The 17,483-nt window shown below is 60.3% G+C and carries 16 protein-coding genes; 11 read left to right on the top strand and 5 right to left on the bottom strand.

The window, feature by feature from the left end; genetic code table 11:
- The first annotated feature begins 1 nt into the window (after position 1).
- Genes AC53L6_RS02355 through AC53L6_RS02345 form a run of 3 tightly spaced genes read left to right on the top strand, consistent with a single transcriptional unit; the run spans position 2 to position 2,660 of the window.
- On the top strand, positions 2-889 hold the full coding sequence (locus AC53L6_RS02355; RefSeq protein WP_496906659.1) for an NAD(P)-dependent oxidoreductase: 888 nt from the start codon (positions 2-4) through the stop codon (positions 887-889).
- 2 nt (positions 890-891) lie between these two features.
- On the top strand, positions 892-1,785 hold the full coding sequence (locus AC53L6_RS02350; protein ID WP_496906658.1) for a DMT family transporter: 894 nt from the start codon (positions 892-894) through the stop codon (positions 1,783-1,785).
- Positions 1,782-2,660: a sugar kinase gene (locus AC53L6_RS02345; RefSeq protein ID WP_496906657.1), complete on the top strand. Its 879-nt coding sequence runs from the start codon at positions 1,782-1,784 to the stop codon at positions 2,658-2,660. Before AC53L6_RS02350 ends, AC53L6_RS02345 begins: the two co-directional genes overlap by 4 nt.
- Here AC53L6_RS02345 and AC53L6_RS02340 read toward each other — a convergent pair.
- Entirely contained in the window at positions 2,657-3,844 is a 1,188-nt protein-coding gene (locus AC53L6_RS02340; protein ID WP_496906656.1) for a mannitol dehydrogenase family protein, read from the bottom strand. The genes AC53L6_RS02345 and AC53L6_RS02340 overlap by 4 nt on opposite strands.
- Positions 3,845-3,847: 3 nt before the next feature.
- On the bottom strand, positions 3,848-5,203 hold the full coding sequence (gene uxaC, locus AC53L6_RS02335) for a glucuronate isomerase (protein WP_496906655.1): 1,356 nt from the start codon (positions 5,201-5,203) through the stop codon (positions 3,848-3,850).
- Between the two features lie 90 nt (positions 5,204-5,293).
- Here uxaC and AC53L6_RS02330 point away from each other — a divergent pair, with 90 nt between their 5' ends.
- The 6 genes from AC53L6_RS02330 to AC53L6_RS02305 all read left to right on the top strand — a co-directional run bounded on the left by AC53L6_RS02330 (position 5,294) and on the right by AC53L6_RS02305 (position 11,987).
- The gene (locus tag AC53L6_RS02330; protein ID WP_496906654.1) at positions 5,294-6,331 is read left to right on the top strand and encodes a Gfo/Idh/MocA family protein; all 1,038 of its coding nucleotides are present in this window, start codon (positions 5,294-5,296) and stop codon (positions 6,329-6,331) included.
- Positions 6,328-7,335 (top strand): Gfo/Idh/MocA family protein, encoded by a 1,008-nt coding sequence (locus AC53L6_RS02325; RefSeq protein WP_496906653.1) that lies wholly within the window; start codon positions 6,328-6,330, stop codon positions 7,333-7,335. Before AC53L6_RS02330 ends, AC53L6_RS02325 begins: the two co-directional genes overlap by 4 nt.
- On the top strand, positions 7,332-8,375 hold the full coding sequence (locus tag AC53L6_RS02320) for a Gfo/Idh/MocA family protein (RefSeq protein WP_496906652.1): 1,044 nt from the start codon (positions 7,332-7,334) through the stop codon (positions 8,373-8,375). The genes AC53L6_RS02325 and AC53L6_RS02320 overlap by 4 nt, the downstream gene beginning before the upstream one ends.
- On the top strand, positions 8,372-9,565 hold the full coding sequence (uxuA, locus tag AC53L6_RS02315; protein WP_496906651.1) for a mannonate dehydratase: 1,194 nt from the start codon (positions 8,372-8,374) through the stop codon (positions 9,563-9,565). The genes AC53L6_RS02320 and uxuA overlap by 4 nt, the downstream gene beginning before the upstream one ends.
- Positions 9,565-10,569 (top strand): Gfo/Idh/MocA family protein, encoded by a 1,005-nt coding sequence (locus AC53L6_RS02310; protein WP_496906650.1) that lies wholly within the window; start codon positions 9,565-9,567, stop codon positions 10,567-10,569. The genes uxuA and AC53L6_RS02310 overlap by 1 nt, the downstream gene beginning before the upstream one ends.
- 128 nt (positions 10,570-10,697) lie before the next feature.
- Positions 10,698-11,987, top strand: a complete 1,290-nt coding sequence (locus AC53L6_RS02305; RefSeq protein WP_496906649.1) for a nucleotide sugar dehydrogenase — start codon at positions 10,698-10,700, stop codon at positions 11,985-11,987.
- Here the strand turns inward: AC53L6_RS02305 and AC53L6_RS02300 are convergent.
- Positions 11,984-13,036: a flavin monoamine oxidase family protein gene (locus AC53L6_RS02300; protein WP_496906648.1), complete on the bottom strand. Its 1,053-nt coding sequence runs from the start codon at positions 13,034-13,036 to the stop codon at positions 11,984-11,986. The two genes, AC53L6_RS02305 and AC53L6_RS02300, sit on opposite strands and share 4 nt — an antisense overlap.
- Positions 13,033-13,704: a cupin domain-containing protein gene (locus tag AC53L6_RS02295; protein ID WP_496906647.1), complete on the bottom strand. Its 672-nt coding sequence runs from the start codon at positions 13,702-13,704 to the stop codon at positions 13,033-13,035. The genes AC53L6_RS02300 and AC53L6_RS02295 overlap by 4 nt, the downstream gene beginning before the upstream one ends.
- A gap of 128 nt (positions 13,705-13,832) precedes the next feature.
- Between AC53L6_RS02295 and AC53L6_RS02290 the strand changes: the two genes are divergently transcribed.
- Both AC53L6_RS02290 and AC53L6_RS02285 read left to right on the top strand, forming a co-directional pair.
- On the top strand, positions 13,833-14,393 hold the full coding sequence (locus AC53L6_RS02290) for a TetR/AcrR family transcriptional regulator (protein ID WP_496906646.1): 561 nt from the start codon (positions 13,833-13,835) through the stop codon (positions 14,391-14,393).
- 105 nt (positions 14,394-14,498) lie between these two features.
- A complete protein-coding gene (locus tag AC53L6_RS02285) occupies positions 14,499-16,472 on the top strand; it encodes a thiamine pyrophosphate-dependent enzyme (RefSeq protein ID WP_496906645.1) in 1,974 nt (657 codons plus the stop codon).
- Positions 16,473-16,712: 240 nt separating this feature from the next.
- Here AC53L6_RS02285 and AC53L6_RS02280 read toward each other — a convergent pair whose 3' ends face one another.
- Positions 16,713-17,480 carry a LamB/YcsF family protein gene (locus AC53L6_RS02280; protein WP_496906644.1) on the bottom strand — a complete coding sequence of 256 codons (768 nt, stop codon included), beginning with the start codon at positions 17,478-17,480 and terminating at the stop codon, positions 16,713-16,715.
- Between the last annotated feature and the right edge of the window lie 3 nt (positions 17,481-17,483).

Genomic DNA, 17,483 nt, shown 5'->3' with positions numbered 1-17,483 from the left:
TATGAGCAAGCCAACGATTGGATTTATCGGCCTCGGCCTGATGGGCGGCGCCATGGTGGGACGGTTGCAGGACCAAGGCTATGATCTGGTGGTGATTGCAAACCGTACCCGAACGTATGTTGATCGCGCAGTTGAGCGAGGGGCGGTCGAGGTGACAACTGCCAAGGCTGTGGCCGAGGGGTCGGACATCGTGATGCTATGCATGGACACTTCAGACAATGTCGAAGCGCGGATGCGTGGGGATGACGGCGTGATTGCCGGGCTGAAACCGGGCGCGGTGATCATTGATTTCGGCACGTCACTGCCTGCGTCGACCAAGGCATTGGGAGCGGAGGTTGCAGCCGTTGGCGGCACGATGCTGGACTGCCCCATCGGACGTACGCCGATGCACGCCAAGGACGGCTTGTTGAACCTTATGGGGTCAGGAAACAAGGCGGCGTTCGATAAGGTCAAGCCGGTACTGGATGATTTGGGCGAGAATGTCTTTCACCTCGGGGCCTTGGGCACTGGGCACACCATCAAGCTGATCAATAATTTCTACGCGCAGGCCTGCGCCAACGCGATGGCTGAAAGCTATGCCATTGCAGATGTGATGGGTGTGGACCGGCAGGGGCTGTATGACGTGATGTCGGCAGGGCCGCTCAAGTCCGGGATGATGGATTTCGTCACCGCTTACGCACTCGAAGGCGATGATCAGAAGTTGGCCTTCTCCATCAAGAACGCGGCCAAGGACGTCGGCTATTACGCGCAGATGTGCGACGATGCGGGCGTGCAGTCCATGATGTCGGGCAGCACGTTGGAAAGCCTGCGCGGGTCCATCGCGGCGGGGCGTGGGGAAGACATGGTGCCTTTGCAGGTCGACTTTTTCGCAGATCGGTTCAAAGGCTAAGAGTGGCGATCGCCGCCCATCCGACGGAGGATCGCGCCGCCCTCGGCATCGCAATGACGCTGGGGGCTTACGCGTTCTTTACGCTCATCGACACGTCGGTGAAGTGGCTGTTGCTGGCGGGGCTACCCGCGTTCCAACTCGCTTTCATGCGGTATTTTCCGCATTTTCTGATCTCGACCGCGCTTTTGTTGCGCAAGGGCATGCGGTGGTCGAATTTTCAGTCCGCGCACATGGGGCTGGTACTGCTGCGGGGGTTCCTGTTGGCGTCGGCCACGTTGTTTAACTTCATCACCCTGAACTACCTGCCGCTGACGGTGGTCGGGTCGATCATGTTTTCTGCCCCGATCATCGTGTGTTTCCTCAGTTGGCCCTTGCTGGGTGAACGGGTAGGCCCTTGGCGGTGGTTTGCAATCATCCTTGGGTTCACGGGCGTGCTGGTGGTGATCCGGCCCTTTGACGCGAGTTTTCACGCGATTGCATTCCTCAACGTTTACAACGCGTTTTCACTGGCGCTGTATTCAATCATCACGCGCAAGATTTCTGGTGTAGTGGCGGCGGAAACGATGCAGTTCTGGATGGGAGCTTTTGGCGCCGTGGCACTGGCCCCCTTGGCATGGATGGTGTGGACCGCGCCTGACACGTGGCTGCAATGGGCACTTATGATCGGGCTTGGCATCTGGGGATGGGCGGGGCACGAGATTTTCTCGCGCGCACACGCATACGCCCCGGCGAATACACTGATGCCCTACACCTACAGCTTCCTGCTGTATCTGGCGCTTGCAAGTTACCTTGTCTTCGGCGATGTGCCGGACGGTTGGACGCTGGTTGGCGCAGCGATCATTGTTGTCTCCGGCTTGATCATCTGGCAGCGCACGGCACGAAAGGACAAGGCATGAAGATTGCGGCCATAGGCGAGGCGATGATTGAGCTGTCGATGGATGATGCAGAGGCCGCAGTGCGCGTGGCCGGCGACACGTTGAACACGGCCATCTACCTCAAACGCAACGCACCGGAACTGCAGGTCGACTATGTGACCCGCCTTGGCACAGACGCCTTTTCGGACCGGATCGTCGAAGCGATGGAGGCGGAAGATATCGGTATCCATGCGGTTGAGCGTGATCCCGAAGGGACACCGGGCCTTTATGCCATCACGACCGATGACAGCGGCGAACGCAGCTTTACCTATTGGCGCGATACCTCCGCAGCACGTTCGGTGTTTCTAACTTCTGAGGGCCCGGATTTTTCCGCCCTCGAACCCTATGACGTGATCTACACGTCAGCAATTACGCTAGCGATCATGCCAGCAACCACGCGGGTCGCCCTGATCGATTGGCTGCAAGGCTTTCGGCAGCGGGGCGGACGCCTGGTTTTTGACAGCAACTACCGACCGCGTCTTTGGGAGGATCAGGACACGGCCCGCGAAGTGATCGCGGCGATGTGGGCGCTTTGCGACATCGCCCTGCCTTCCATTGATGATGAGATGGAGCTGACCGGCGAAACCGCTGATGCGGTCACGGCACGATTTCTTGCGCTGGGCCGCTCAGGTGCTTTGAAGCGCGGAGAAATTGGCCCGCTTTGCCTTGAGACCGGCACCTCCGGCACCTATCCCGCAGCGTCCAAGGTTGTGGATACAACAGCGGCAGGCGACAGCTTCAATGGTGCTTATTTGGCGGCGGCGCTGACTGGGGAGCCTCAAGATGCCGCCCTGCGTGCGGGTCATGATCTGGCATCACGCGTCATTGCGCATCGTGGCGCCATCCTGCCCCGCTAGGCACCAATCACGGCGCGTAGCGCGGCATCGGGTTCTGGAGATTTGCAAGCGGTAACAAGCTCCTCCGCTTTCGGATCGTCCAGCGCGCTATCGGCCGCCACCTCGGCTTGAACAAAAGCGATCCAGGCGTCTAGCGCCGCTTTCAGCGATGGGCTGGGCGATTTGCCCCGGTCTTCCAAAGTTGCCAGAATGCGGATGGGCAGTTTCTGGCTCCCGTCCATTGCGATCTGCCGTAGCCGATGATGCAGGTTGGGGTTCTCGAACCGTTTGATCAAGGCGTCTGCATACGCTTCGGCTTGTGCTTGAACACTGTCCGGCAGCGTCTCCGCCGCTTCGCGCATTAGGGCTTGTGTTGTGTGGCGCAGCTCGGGGTCTGCAATGGCCTCGTGCACATAGGTGTAACCCCGCAGCGCACCGGCATAGGCAAGGAATGAATGCGCCCCGTTCAGCATACGTAGCTTGCGCATTTCGTGCGGGGCAACGTCGTCGACCCATTGTACGCCCGGCCAGTCCGGTTTCGCGGCGGCAAAGCGATCTTCGATGACCCACTCGGTAAAGCTTTCAGTCGGGACAGCCATCTTGTCGCCCGCCTCGGCCCGGACGGAGTCCGTCGTGGCCGGGGTGATACGATCAACCATGCTGGATGGGAATGTGATCGTGTCGGGCAAATTCAGCTTGGCCGCAGCGGCGAAATCCCGAACAGCGCGCTCCACCTTCGATCCGTTGTCAGGCAGGTTGTCACAACACAGAACGGTGACGGGCGACTTGCGCCGTGCCAAGCCACGGGTCAGCGTACCGATCACGGTTGTGCCCGTGTATAGCAGATCGGCCTGAATGTCGGCTGAAGCCATATCAAGCTGCTCGTCCTGACCCAGATGATACGCTTTTTCCGTTACTGTCAGTGTGATGACCGAAAACTGGTCAGAGGCGACTGCGTCGATCACGGAAACCGGACCTTCTGACGCGACCAGCATATCAGACATGCATGTGATCGGCTTGATGAACGTACCACCTGCATCCTTTACGACGAGGCTGTAGTCGTAATTCTGGGCCGCCAATCCATCGCGGATGGCGGGTGAGCGAAAGCTGACTCCTGTGATCTGCCAACCCAGCGTGTCTTGTGTGTACGCCGCGGCGTGTGCGCGAAAGAAATTACCGACACCAAGGTGAAGAATATGCGGCATCGGTCAGTCCAGCCTATACGTGCTGCGGGCCAGATCGGTGGCGAGGAGGCGCGCCAGATCTGCGGCGGTATTGGCGTCGAAATACCCTCGCTCGATCTGCGCCGCCAAATGCAGCGAAATGGCCCGTCGCCAAAGATCATGCCGTGCAGGAATGGAGAGGAAAGCTCGGGTATCATCATTGAAACCGGCAAGGTTGTAGTAACCAGCCGTCTCGACCACCTGATCAAGGTAGCGCGCGATGCCAGCAGCGCTGTCATGGAACCACCACGGCGGGCCAATGCGCAGGCACGGCCAATGCCCAGCCATCGGTGCCAGTTCGCGAGCATAGGTGGTTTCATCCAATGTGAACAGGATCAGGGTCAGCCTCGGATCATTGCCGACACGGTTCAACAGGGGTTCAAGGCCACGCACCCAATCTACGGCAATGGGGATGTCCGCGCCCTTGTCCGGTCCGAACTGTTCAAACAGCGCGTGGTTGGTGTTGCGCCGACTGCCAGCATGCAGCTGCATGACCAGCCCGTCATCCAGCGACATCTGCGCCATCTCAATCAGCATATGCCCATGAAATGCATCAGCCTGTGACATGTCCCCGGACACCAGTGCAGCGTAGGTGTCAGCGGGGTTATCCAGCCAGATGGTCTGCGGCACCTCAATGGCGTGATCGGTGACCGTTGCGCCTCGCGCTTTGAACGCGGCGCGCCGTTCGCGCAGTGCCGCGAGGAAGCCGTGGTAAGACGAGGTATCCTGCTTGGTCATCGCACCCAGTGACGTCAGGTCCGAAGCCCAGCCCGGCGCCCTCGGGTTCAGCAGCGCATCTGGCCGGAATGTCGGCACCACCCGTCCGCCCCAATCGCTGTCTTTGATGGTCTGATGATGCGTCAGCGGGTCAAGCGCTGCGTCCGTGGTTGCCAGAACCTCGATTCCGAAGCGGTCGAACAGAGCGCGCGGGCGATTGGCTGGGTCGGCCAACCATGCATCAATGTGGTCATAGACCGTATCCGACGCGTCAGCATTCAACGACAGGTCACAGCCCAGCGTTTCACGCAGCACATATTCAATCCAGAGCTGGCTGGGCGTGCCTAGAAACAAGTGCCAGTGCTTTGCAAAAAGCCGAAATACCTCTCGCGGATCGCGTTTCTCGGCTGGCACACCAACCCCAAGCTTTTCAAGCGGAACGCCCTGCGAATAGAGCATCCGAAATACATAGTGATCCGGAATGACCAGCAGCTCTGCCGGATCGGTAAAAGGCTGGTTTTTGGCAAACCAAGCTGGGTCACAATGACCATGTGGCGACACGATTGGGGCCTGCCGAATTCCGTCATAAATCCCCGCCGCCTTGCCTGTCAGTTCGAGCGCCATACCTGCCCCTTTCCTTTTTCCGCAGACTAGCACGAATGCCCCTTGGCGCATGTCCAAAATGCCGCCACTCTGCAGATCGGGAGGACAGAAATGAACGTCTTGATGATTGGCGCCGGGATGGTCGCCCAGACCCACCTTCTGGCCCTGCGCGACAACCACGCAGGCGCGCGATTGACAGGCGTTCTGGGGCGGGATGAGGCGCGCACCACCGCATTCTGCACCGGGGCGTCACAGCTTCTGGGATACGGGGTGGCGCCATACACCGATGTGCAAGCTGCCTTGGCCGTAAAACCTGACATGGCCATCGTGATCACGCCACCCGGTGTCCGGATGGAGTGTGCCCGAGCGTTGGTGCAGTCACGTGTCCCAACGCTTATGGAAAAACCCGTTGAGCGTACGCTGGCCGCCGCGTGCGAAGTGATCGGCCTGTATGCGCAAGCTGACGTGCCCTTGGGCATTTGCTTTCAGCACCGCACACGGGCAGCAGCACAAACGCTCAAACAGCGCATTGAGGCGGGCGAACTAGGCGATATCGTTCACGTGGATATGCGAGTCCCGTGGTGGCGCGACCAATCGTATTATGATGCACCCGGGCGCGGCACCTACGCGCGGGATGGCGGCGGTGTAATGATCAATCAGGCGATACACACACTTGATCTGGCACTGTGGTTGGCTGGGCCCGTCGCAAAACTGCAGGCCATGATGCGCACCAGCCCCCTGCACAGGATGGAGGCCGAGGATATCGCAGCCGCTTTGCTTACATTCCGTTCGGGTGCGTCTGGTGTCCTGAATGCCACCACAACCGCTTATCCCGGTGGCGCGGAAAGCATCACACTCACCACCACGAAGGCACACGCGCATCTGGAAGGTGACAGCCTGCGCATCGATTGGCTTTCAGGTCAGACGGAAACGATTGCCCCCGACGGTGACGCTGATACCGGAGGGGGCGCTGATCCGATGGCCTTTACCCACGCATGGCATCAGGCATTGCTTGAGGATTTCGTCGCCTCTGTTGCAGAGAAACGCGCACCCCTTGTACCACCCGCCGAAGCCCTGCATGTCCACGCTGTGATCGACGCGATGGAACGCGCGGCTCGCACATCCACCATGATTGAAGTGACACAATGACACTCACCTTTGTCGCCCTCGGGCTGGACCACCGCCATATCTACGGCATGACGGAAAACATGCAGGCCGTCGGCGCCCGATGCCTTGGCTTTTGGACCGAAGGGAATCCACAACCGTTGGCCGGGTATGCAAAGCGGTTCCCTGATTTGCATCGGTTCGACACGTTGGAGGCGGCACTGGTGGCTGGGGCTGACCTTGCGCTGGTGTCGAATATCCCTGGTGACCGTGCCGACGTCGCCATTCATGCGATGCGCACTGGTCACGATGTGATGTCGGACAAACCCGGCTGCACATCCCTGGAACAACTCAACGCAATCAAAGCCTGCGTGGCTGAAACCGGGCGCATCTGGTCCATCAACTTCTCGGAGCGGTTCGAAGTGCCTTGCGTCACCCTGGCCGATCAATTGGTGCAAGACGGGGCGATCGGGCGCGTGGTCCATACAACTGGTCTTGGGCCACATCGCTTGAACCGCCCCACACGCCCTGACTGGTTCTTTCAGCGCGAAAGATACGGCGGCGTACTGTCAGACATCGCCTCGCACCAGATTGACCAGTTCCTGCATTTCACAGGCTCGGATCAGGCGCAGGTGACCATGGCGCATGTGGCCAATCACGCCAATCCGGATGATCCCGGTTTGCAGGATTTTGGAGAGGTCGCGCTGCGGTCGGATCACGCATCAGGCTATATCCGCGTCGATTGGTACACGCCGGATGCGCTGCCCACCTGGGGCGATGGGCGCCTGACCCTGCTTGGCACCGACGGATACATCGAGTTGCGCAAATACGTCGATGTAAACGGGCGCGAAGGCACGGATCACCTTGTTCTGGTCAATGGTGACCGATGTGAGGCCATGGATGCGCGTGACGCGGGATTGCCGTACTTCGAACGCCTTGCGCATGACATCGCACACCGGACCGAAACCGCGATGACACAGGCGCACTGCTTTAGGGTGATGGAACTTGCACTGCAGGCGCAGGTGATAGCGGAAGTGTCGGTCACATGATCCGCGTGGCAATTCTGGGCGGTGGGATCGGCGCGCAGCATCTTGAGGCCTATGATCAGCTTGAAGAGTTCGTCGTGACGCATCTGGTTGATCAGGATGCCGAACGCAGTGCGGCCCTCTGCGGCGATCGGATCACCCCTCTCTCTTCTATCGAAGATGCGCTGTTTGCGGATGTCGATGTCATCGACATCTGTCTGCCACCACACCTGCACGCCCCTGTTGCGATTGGCGCTCTTGAGGCGGGCAAGCACGTCATCTGCGAAAAGCCACTGGCAACGTCGTTAGAGCAGGTCAACGCCATTTCATCTGCGGCGACCGCATCGGGTAAGTCGGTGTTTCCTGTGTTTCAGTACCGTTTTGGTCCCGCGTTCGACCAACTGCGCGCCCTGCAAGTGGCGGGTCTCGTGGGCGCCCCACGCGCAGCTTCGCTGGAAACACATTGGAACCGCGACGCTGAGTACTACGCGATCCAATGGCGCGGCACCTGGGCTGGTGAGCAGGGCGGCGCGGTGCTGGGTCACGCGATCCACGTCCACGATCTGCTGGGCACGTTCATGGCGCCCATCATTGGGGTAGCGGCTCGTCTTGGCACCCTCGTCAATCCGATCGAGACTGAGGATACTGCCGCCCTGATCTTTGAGCTTGAAGGGGGTGCTTTGGCGACCAGCAGCATCACCCTTGGTGCCGCATCCGATGAAACCCGGTTGCGGCTGGTCTATGAGCACCTGACTGCAACGTCACATACGAACCCGTACGCACCCGCAGAGGGCATATGGCAATTTACGGCGCGAGATCCTGAACGGCAAAGCGACGTGGACGCAATATGCGAAACAGCATCGCGTAACTTGCCCGGTTTTGCCGGGTTCTTGACCGAGGTGGGCAAGGCTTTGAACGGCACTCCAAACACGGCGGTCACTCTGGCCGAAGGAACGGCCTCGATTGAGCTGGTCACCGCGATCTATGCCGCACACCGCGACGGAACGCGGGCCGCCTTGCCGCTTGAGTCGGATCACACCCTACACGCGGGGTGGCAGCCATGATCGAATGCTGGCGTTGGTTTGGGCCCGATGATCCCACGCAATTGTCCGACCTTCCGCAGGTCGGGGCCACCGGCGTGGTCACCGCGCTGCACCAGTTCGCACCCGGTCAGGAATGGCCCGCGCAAGCGATCCAAGACCGCAAAGCGATGATCGAGGCTGCTGGCCTCACATGGGAAGTGGTGGAAAGCCTGCCGGTGTCCGAAGCGATCAAGACACGAAGCGCCGACATCGCTGCGCATCTGGACGCGTACAAGGCCAGCATGACCGCTCTAGCGCAAGCAGGGATCCGCACCATCTGCTACAACTTCATGCCAATCCTCGATTGGACACGTACTCAAACCCACGCCGCGCAACCTCATGGCGGCACGGCCATGCTGTTCGATCTGGCAGATTTCGCAGCCTTTGACCTCTTCATTCTCAAGCGCCCGGGTGCTTTGGATGACTATTCGGATGTTGTTCGGGCCAGCGCGACCGAAGCCTTTGCCCGAATGGATGACGCAGACAAGGCGCGGCTCAGCCGTACAGTGATTGCCGGGCTACCCGGTGCGAATGACGGTTGGACTCTGGATGACGTACAGCAACGGCTTTCGACATATGACGCCATAGACGCGGAGAAAATGCGCGGCCACCTGATCGACTTTCTGTCCGAGGTTGCCCCGCTGGCGGATCACCTTGGCCTACGTCTGTGCTGTCACCCGGACGACCCGCCCTTTTCACTTCTAGGCCTGCCTCGGGTCATGTCTTCGACCGATGACTATGAGACCGTGTTGAATGCAGTGAATTTTGAGGCAAACGGCGTGACGCTGTGCACCGGGTCACTGGGCGTCGCCGAAGCCTTCGACGCGCTTGACTTCGTGCGCCGCCTCGGCCCGCGCATCCACTTCGCACATCTGCGCAATACCAAGCGCCTGCCATCCCCAGACCCGGACCGCCCCGGTTTCTTCGAAGCGGCACATCTTGAGGGGGACACCGACATGGTTGGAACCGTTGCCGCGCTGATGGAGGAAGAAGCGCGCCGCCGCTCCGAAGGGCGCAGCGACCATGCCATCCCCATGCGCCCGGACCACGGTCAGGAATTGCTGATGGACCGGAAGCGTGACAGCCTGCCGGGCTACCCCTTGATTGGACGTATGCGTGGGCTTGCAGAGTTGCGGGGGATCATGGCCACTGTCGCGGCAGGGCAGGCGTGATGCGCATTGGTGTTGCAGGTGTCGGTCTGATCGGGCGTCAGCATTTGGACGCAGTCGAACGTGCACAAGGTGTCACGGTCTCTGCCGTCTTCGATCCGGCGTTGAAAGAACACGTGCCGTGGGCGCGCACCGACAGTCTTTCGGATCTGGCCGCGCAATCTGATGGGGTCATTCTGGCAGTTCCTAATCACCTGCACGCCTCGATGGCTCTGGAGCTGATAGAAGCGAACTGTCCCATACTGATCGAAAAACCCTTGACCGGCACAGCTGCCGAAGGCGCACAGGTTGTTCGAGCGGCCAAAGACGCCGAAGTACCTATCCTCGTTGGCCATCACAGACGGCACAATCCGCTGGTCGCCAAAGCGCACCAGCTCATCGCCGATGGAACGCTGGGCACAGTGACGACGGTACAGGGCACCTGCTGGCTGCCCAAACCCGACAGCTACTACGCCCAGTCATGGCGGCAGGGGGCGGGGGCAGGGCCGCTGTTCATCAACCTGATCCACGACATTGACCTGTTGATGTATCTCTGTGGCCCAATCACCCATGTGCAGGCGATGGAAAGCAACGCGGTGCGCGGGGCAAAAGCGGAGGAAGTGACCGTCGCCACCCTGCGCTTTGCCAGCGGCGCGCTGGGCACCGTCAACCTGTCCGACGTTGCCCTTGGGCCATGGAGCTGGGAGCTAACGGCAGGTGAAAACCCAGCCTATCCCAAAACGGATCAGTCCAGTTATCTCATTGGGGGAACGAAGGGTGCGCTGTCCTTGCCCAATCTCAGCCTGTGGACGCAAAAGGACGGCCCGGACTGGTGGGCGCCCATTGATCAGACGCGGGTGCCACTGCCCCTGTCAGACCCGCTGAAGGATCAGATTGAGCATTTTGCGCAAGTAATCGAAGGCAATGCCCCGCCACTTGTCAGCGGGGCCGATGGCCTGCGCGCTGTTCAGGTGATCGAAGCGATCAAATCAGCCGCCGGATCCGGGCAACTGGTCGCTGTCGGTTAAGACATCCCCAAGCCGCTCCACTCACCGCATTGTGCACGACCTGGCGCTTTGGCCGCATTCGGCGCGCCTATATTGCGCAGTACCGCCCGGCCCGCTAGGCAGGGGATCGCAAGACAAAGGCGCAGACCATGACCCAAGCTCCCCTGCCAACCCTCGACCAGATGCGCGTGGCTGTAATTGGACTGGGCTATGTCGGCCTGCCGCTCGCCGTGGAACTGGGCAAACAACGCCCCACCATCGGGTTCGATCTGAACGCCGAGCGTGTCGCGGGATTGCAGGCAGGCACGGACAGCACTGGTGAAGTGGATGACCTGCATGAGGCAACCCACCTGACCTACACGACCACACTGTCCGACATCGCGGAGTGCAACGTCTATATCGTTGCCGTCCCGACCCCAATCGACAGCCACCGCCAACCCAACCTTGCCCCGCTGCTCGCGGCCTCCCGCACGGTTGGGCAGGTAATCAAACGTGGCGACATCGTCATTTTCGAGAGTACGGTCTATCCCGGCGCGACCGAGGAAGACTGCCTGCCGCTGGTCGAAGAAGTGTCTGGCCTGCGCCTCAACACCGACTTCTACGCGGGCTACAGTCCCGAGCGGATCAACCCGGGCGACAAGGATCGCCCGCTGCCCAAGATCACCAAAGTTACCTCCGGCTCAACCCCCGAAGCCGGGCAGGCGATTGACGCGCTCTATGGCTCCATCATCACGGCAGGTACCCACCTTGCCCCGTCCATCCGCGTGGCCGAAGCGGCCAAGGTCATCGAAAACACCCAGCGTGATGTAAACATCGCCCTGATCAACGAGCTTTCGATCATCTTTTCCCACCTTGGCATCGACACATCCGCCGTGCTGGATGCTGCTGCCACCAAGTGGAACTTCAACCGCTACACGCCCGGGCTGGTTGGGGGGCACTGTATCGGTGTTGATCCCTATTACCTGATCGACAAATCGATTTCGGCTGGCCACATCCCCGACATCATCCGCATGGCGCGCGAGATCAACGATGGCATGGCGCAACATGCGGTTTCCCTCTTGGTCAAGGCAATGATCAAGCGCGAAGCGCGCGTTCATGGGGGACGGGTGCTGATCCTTGGGATCACGTTCAAGCAAAACTGTGCAGACATCCGCAACACCAAGGTCGTTGATATGCTGGGCGAACTGACAAGCTATGGGCTTGAAGCCGATATTTACGACCCCTGGGCTGATCCAGACGAGGTGAGGCAGGAACACGGTCTTGGCCTGTTGGCACAGCTGCCGGGACAGGCGGATTACGACGCGGTGATCCTCGCAGTGCCGCATGATGATCTGGTCGGGCAGGGACCCGCACCCTTGCGCGCGCTTTTGACGGACAACGGTGTTTTGTTTGATATGAAGGCCGCATTCGACATAGTGGACAGTGACCTGCGCCTTTAGTTCACCAACGCGCTGCTGACCATCGCAGCCGCCCGTTCCCCCGTTTCAATCGCGCCTTCGATCAATCCGCCGTTCTGTTGCGACACCTCCGCCCCGGCAAAGATCAGACGACCAGAGACCGGGCGCGACAAGGCAGGCGCTCCATATGGCGGATGGCCATGTGGTGGCGTTTGGTCAAATGGCGTCGCGGTGAAAGGCTCTGCCGCCCAATCCATAAGCTCGACCGTGCTCGGCCGAGCGGCCTGCGGTCCAAAAAGCCGGGACAGCTGGGCCAGCGATTGCTGCACCAGGATTTCGTGATCTTGCCGCGCATCAAATGCCACGCCCACGAACCCGAAGAGACCAAAAACGTTGCCCTCGGGATCAGACTGATCTGCGATTTCGAACAACGGGCCTACATGGCTGACAGCACCCCCGGACAATCCGGCCTCGCGCCAGAACGGTTTGTCGTAAAGGGCAACCAGCTTGGCATGTGCCGCCATCCATGTGGGCCATTGGGTTAGCGCCTGTGAAACATCCGGAGCCCACGCCGGGGTCACGTCCCACGAGGCGACGATGGGTCCGGGCACTGCACAGATCACCATATCGGCGGCCCATGTCGCGCTCTCCGTCTCGACCTGCGGGCGATGCGTCAGGTCAATGGCGCGCACGACCTGCCCGAAGCGTATGGTCCCGTCAGGCAGCGCAGCCGCTAGCTTTTCGGCAAGCCGTTGCACTCCACCACGAATGCGCGCAGCATCGCTGTAGCGCCGGGGAAACGCCCCGCGCTGCGTTTGCGCCGCTGTTTCATAGATGAAATCGCCATCTTCGAATTGGGCCAGCGTCGATAAGCCTAATTCCTTCAGCAGAGCCACGATCCGTGGCTGATAGGCGGGCCATATCCAAGCCGGGCCAAGATCAATGCCACCGTCCGCAACTGGAAGGCTCAAGGCCCGCCCGCCAACGCGGTCTCGCGCCTCCAGAACGGTCACGTCATGCCCCGCCTGACGCAGCCGCAGCGCGGCCGTCAAACCGGCCAGCCCCGCGCCAATGATCAGGGCGCTCGTCACCCGTCAACCATCTGGCGCAGATGGCCCGTCTTGACCCAAAGCTGCGCGCCTTCCGGTCCAGCCTTCAACGTGGCCTTGCTGCCGGGTGGGAAGCGCAGCCAGTCACGCGCGCCCATGGTGGCGTCACCGTCACTCAAGCTTCCGTCCAGAACCAATACCTCGGCCCCGTCCTTGGCATCTAACGCATGAGATGCACCCGGTGCCCAAACCTCGAAGGCCACAAGCTCATTGGTATCTTCGAACAAGGTCGCCGTGGATACGCCATCCCGCGCTGGATCCTCCATGGTATCCGCTGTGTTCATGTCAATACTGACATGGTGCCGGTCCTCGGGATCGAACTGCCACAGCTTGACAAAGATGGTGGCGCCGGGTGCTGAACTGGGGGTATGGCGCGATGTCGGCGGGTTACGCACATAGGTCCCGACCGGAAAATCGCCTGCTTCGTCCTGAAACACACCTTCAAGCACGATGTATTCCTCGCCTCCGTCATGGGTATGCGGGGCAAAGGCGCTGCCGGGGGCAAAGCGCACAATGGTTGTTGCACGCGCCACCTCATCCCCAATGCGATCCAGCATTTTCCGCTCGACCCCCGCTGAAGGTGAAGCTCGCCAAGGATTGTCTGCGTCCAGGACGCGCACGGGCTGCGTGAAGTCAGCATTCAGTTCCATACTCGGTCTCCATTGCGGTTACCTTCCATTAGGTAGGCAAACATTTCAGTTCTGCAAGGTTGATAGCCTCATTGCTTTCTTGGATCAAAGAAATATATTAATAACCGTGCTGACCAAAAGGTAGGCAAATGGATACACGCAACGCGTTATTGGACCAAGCGGAAGAGTTTGCGCGGCGGCGCGGGTTTGACGGATTCAGCTTCGCAGACCTCGCCAACAGCGCGGGAATCCGAAAGGCATCAGTGCACTACCACTTCCCGGCCAAAGCCGATCTGTCCTTCGCACTAATGGAACGTTACCGGGCCGTGTTCATGGACAAGCTCCACGCCATCTCGGCAGCAGAACCCATGGCCAGCGCACGCCTGTTGCAGTTCCTGAATCTGTATCGGCAGGCATCAGATGGCGGGCGCAGCCTGTGCTTGTGCGTTGCGCTATCCGTGACACAAACGGCCCTTCCAAAGGCAAGCCTCGCCGAACTTGCCGCGTTCCACGGCGATGTCATAGCATGGCTAGAGACGGTTTTCCGCCTTGGGCAGGCCGATGGCACCCTACGACATGTGTCTGACCCGCGCGCCGAAGCTCACGCTGCCATGGCGCAGGTGGAAGGGGCGCAGATCGTTGCGCGGGCCGCACAGGACGCCAGCCGGTTCGAAGCGACCATTGGCACATTGGTCGCCCGCAGCCTTTGACGACGATGCGGGAAAAAATGTGATGTGATCCCAAAACGTTTCTGTGTCAGCCTGACCAAGCATACGGCAATGGATCGACCTGATCGCGCCGGTTGGAGGGATAGCATGACTGAAACGCTTGATTGGATCCGGGTTGGGCAGACAACCGACTTGCCCGAAGGGCGGGTGAAGACGGTCACCGCACGCACAGTCTCTATTTGCCTTTCCCATTTCGATGGGCAGTGGGCAGCGATGGACAATCACTGTCCGCATCAGCGCGGACCGCTGGGCGAAGGATCGATTGAGCGCGGAGAGGGCGGTAAATGCTGGATCCGTTGCCCATGGCACGGTTGGGACTTTGATCCGCTTACCGGTGCCCCTCCTGGCGGACACGAGGATACGGGCCAGAAACTGTACCCGCTCAAGATCGAGGGGGATGAGATATTTGTGGGTCTCGAACCAGAACCGCCGCATGTACGCACGGTCAGCGATCAGATGGCCGAAAGCATGGTCAACTGGGGCCTGAAACACGTCTTTGGCATGGTGGGTCATTCAAACCTTGGGCTGGCGGATGCGATCCGAATGCGGGTCGAAGCGGGTGAGATGAAATATGTGGGCATCCGCCACGAAGGGTCCGCCGCGTTCGCCGCATCCGCCTATGGCAAGCTGACGGGTCATCCGGCGGGGTGCCTGACCATCGCTGGGCCCGGCGCCACGAACTTGCTGACAGGTCTGTGGGACGCCAAGGTCGACCGCGCGCCCGTGCTCGCACTGACAGGTCAGGTGCAAACGCAGGTCTTTGGCCCCGGTGCGTTTCAGGATATCGACCTGTCCTCGGCCTTTGACGCGGTTAGCAGGTTCAGCCAGACAGTGCTGAGCACCTCAAAACACGCCGAACTGGTGTCGCTGGCGATGAAGAATGCGCTGGTCGAACGCGACGTGGCCCACCTGATCTTCCCCGATGACATGCAGACCAACCCATCCGACGCGCCCGCATCCAAGCCCGACGGGCGCATGGGTCGCGCCGTCGTCAAGCCATCGGATGCAGATGTCGCCGATGCGCTGAACCTGCTGAACGCGGCCAAGCGCCCGATCTTTGTGATCGGTCACGGTGCGTGGGATCATATGGAGGCGATCACCAAGCTGGCCGAAACCCTTGGCGCCCCGGTGCTGACGACGTTTAAGGGCAAAGGACTGCTGCCGGACAGTCACCCCAATGCTGCGGGTGTTCTGGGCCGATCCGGCACGCCAATTGCGTCGTGGTTCATGAACGAAGCGGACCTGATCCTGACCCTCGGAACCTCCTTCTCGAACCACACGGGGATTGAGCCGTCGAAACCCATCATCCAGGTTGATTTCGAACGCATGCAGCTTGGTAAGTTCCACCCGGTCGATCTGCCCATCTGGTCCGAGATTGGTGAATTCTGTGCGGCCGTTGCTCCGCATCTGGTACGTCCTGCTGACGCGGCTGATCAGGTGACTGAACTCGCTGAACGCTGGGATATTTGGCGCAAGGAGAAACGTAACCGTATGGAGGAGGAAACAGCCAAGGGCATCCATGCCTTCGCCATATTCGACGCATTGTCGCGCGTGGCGCCAGCTGATGCGATCATCGCCGTGGATGTGGGCAACAACACTTACTCCTTTGGGCGCTACTTCGAAACCAAGGGGCAGCGCGTGCTGATGTCCGGCTACCTTGGCTCCATCGGCTTCGGCTTTCCCGCAGCCATGGGCGCGTGGGCGGCCACGCAGGACTTTGACTGGCTCAAGGGCCGCAAGATCATCTCGATTTCGGGCGACGGTGGGTTCGGCCAATACGCAATGGAACTGACCACAGCGGTCAAATACGGAATGGATATCACCCACGTGCTGCTGCACAACGGCGAGCTGGGCAAGATCACCAAGGAACAGAAATCCGGTGAATGGCCGGTATGGGAAACATCCCTGCACAATCCGTCTTTCGCGGCTTTCGCCAAGATCTGCGGGGCGCATGGGGAAAAGGTCGTGTCGTCTGATGCCATCGAAGCGGCCTTGCAAAAGGCGCTGGATGTCGATGGCCCGGCCCTGGTCGAGATTATGACGGATTCCGAGCTGGTTTGACGTGCGGGGCGCACCACCGGTGCGCCTTACGGGCGCGCAGTGCCGTTAATGATCTGTTTCCGAATTGGACCGTTCGATGCGTTAACCAGCCCGGTTTCGCTATTTCTGCGCTGCGGCGGTGTACGGGGGGTGTACAGGGGGTGCACACCCGGTGCATCACCCATCCCCCTTGTTTTCATGGCATTGACGCGTTCCTGCCGCGTTGCGGCGGCATACCGATGCATAGGTGTTGCGCGTACGTTACCCCGTCCGCCCGTCAAAGGCCTTCACGGTGATCCCTTCCGCCTCCAGCGTCCGGCGGACTGACGCTGCGATTTCGACCGCTTCGGGTGTGTCCCCATGGCAGCAAATGGTGTCGATGGACGTCTCGATCCGCTTGCCGCTGTCGGTGATGATGGCCTGCGCCTTCACCATCTCGACCATCCTTTTGCCTGCGATTTCAGCATCATGGATGATGGCGCCAGGCTTGCGGCGGTCTACCAGCGTAGCGTCGTCATTATAGGCGCGGTCGGCAAAGATCTCGCAAGCGAATGTCGCCCCGATTGACCGTGCCGCACGCTCTTGGGCTGTTGCGGCCAGCACCATGATGATGGCGCCTGGATGTGCGGACAGCGCGGCCTCGTAACAGGCGCGGGCCATGTCCTCGTCCTCGGATGTCATGTTGCCCAACGCACCGTGAAGCTTGATGTGACGCACTTGCGCCCCCAGCGCGTTGGCCATGCCCAGCGTCGCGCCCACTTGGCATCGGATGGAATTCTGAAGCGATTTCAGAGGCATATCAATGCGTCGCCGTCCGAACCCCTGAATGTCAGCAAAGCCGGGATGCGACCCGATGCCGACACCCTGTTCAAGCGCAATGCTCATGGTCGTCGCCATCACATCCGGGTCACCCGCATGCGCCCCGCAGGCAATATTGGCCGATGTGACAGTGTTCAAAAGAGCCGCGTCATCGCCCATTTTCCAGGGGCCAAAGCTTTCGCCCATATCAGCGTTCAGGTCGACTTCCATATC

Source organism: Tateyamaria sp. LSS28 (genome assembly GCF_059611725.1).
The sequence above is the reverse complement of the archived record's forward strand: the minus strand, read 5'-3'. Positions and strand labels throughout refer to the sequence as shown.

Coding starts and splice junctions, on each gene's coding strand:
- AC53L6_RS02355 (WP_496906659.1), top strand. CDS start 2: ATGAGCAAGCCAACGATTGGATTTATCGGCCTCGGCCTGATGGGCGGC.
- AC53L6_RS02345 (WP_496906657.1), top strand. CDS start 1,782: ATGAAGATTGCGGCCATAGGCGAGGCGATGATTGAGCTGTCGATGGAT.
- AC53L6_RS02340 (WP_496906656.1), bottom strand. CDS start 3,844: ATGCCGCATATTCTTCACCTTGGTGTCGGTAATTTCTTTCGCGCACAC.
- uxaC (WP_496906655.1), bottom strand. CDS start 5,203: ATGGCGCTCGAACTGACAGGCAAGGCGGCGGGGATTTATGACGGAATT.
- AC53L6_RS02330 (WP_496906654.1), top strand. CDS start 5,294: ATGAACGTCTTGATGATTGGCGCCGGGATGGTCGCCCAGACCCACCTT.
- AC53L6_RS02325 (WP_496906653.1), top strand. CDS start 6,328: ATGACACTCACCTTTGTCGCCCTCGGGCTGGACCACCGCCATATCTAC.
- AC53L6_RS02320 (WP_496906652.1), top strand. CDS start 7,332: ATGATCCGCGTGGCAATTCTGGGCGGTGGGATCGGCGCGCAGCATCTT.
- uxuA (WP_496906651.1), top strand. CDS start 8,372: ATGATCGAATGCTGGCGTTGGTTTGGGCCCGATGATCCCACGCAATTG.
- AC53L6_RS02310 (WP_496906650.1), top strand. CDS start 9,565: ATGCGCATTGGTGTTGCAGGTGTCGGTCTGATCGGGCGTCAGCATTTG.
- AC53L6_RS02305 (WP_496906649.1), top strand. CDS start 10,698: ATGACCCAAGCTCCCCTGCCAACCCTCGACCAGATGCGCGTGGCTGTA.
- AC53L6_RS02295 (WP_496906647.1), bottom strand. CDS start 13,704: ATGGAACTGAATGCTGACTTCACGCAGCCCGTGCGCGTCCTGGACGCA.
- AC53L6_RS02290 (WP_496906646.1), top strand. CDS start 13,833: ATGGATACACGCAACGCGTTATTGGACCAAGCGGAAGAGTTTGCGCGG.
- AC53L6_RS02285 (WP_496906645.1), top strand. CDS start 14,499: ATGACTGAAACGCTTGATTGGATCCGGGTTGGGCAGACAACCGACTTG.
- AC53L6_RS02280 (WP_496906644.1), bottom strand. CDS start 17,480: ATGGAAGTCGACCTGAACGCTGATATGGGCGAAAGCTTTGGCCCCTGG.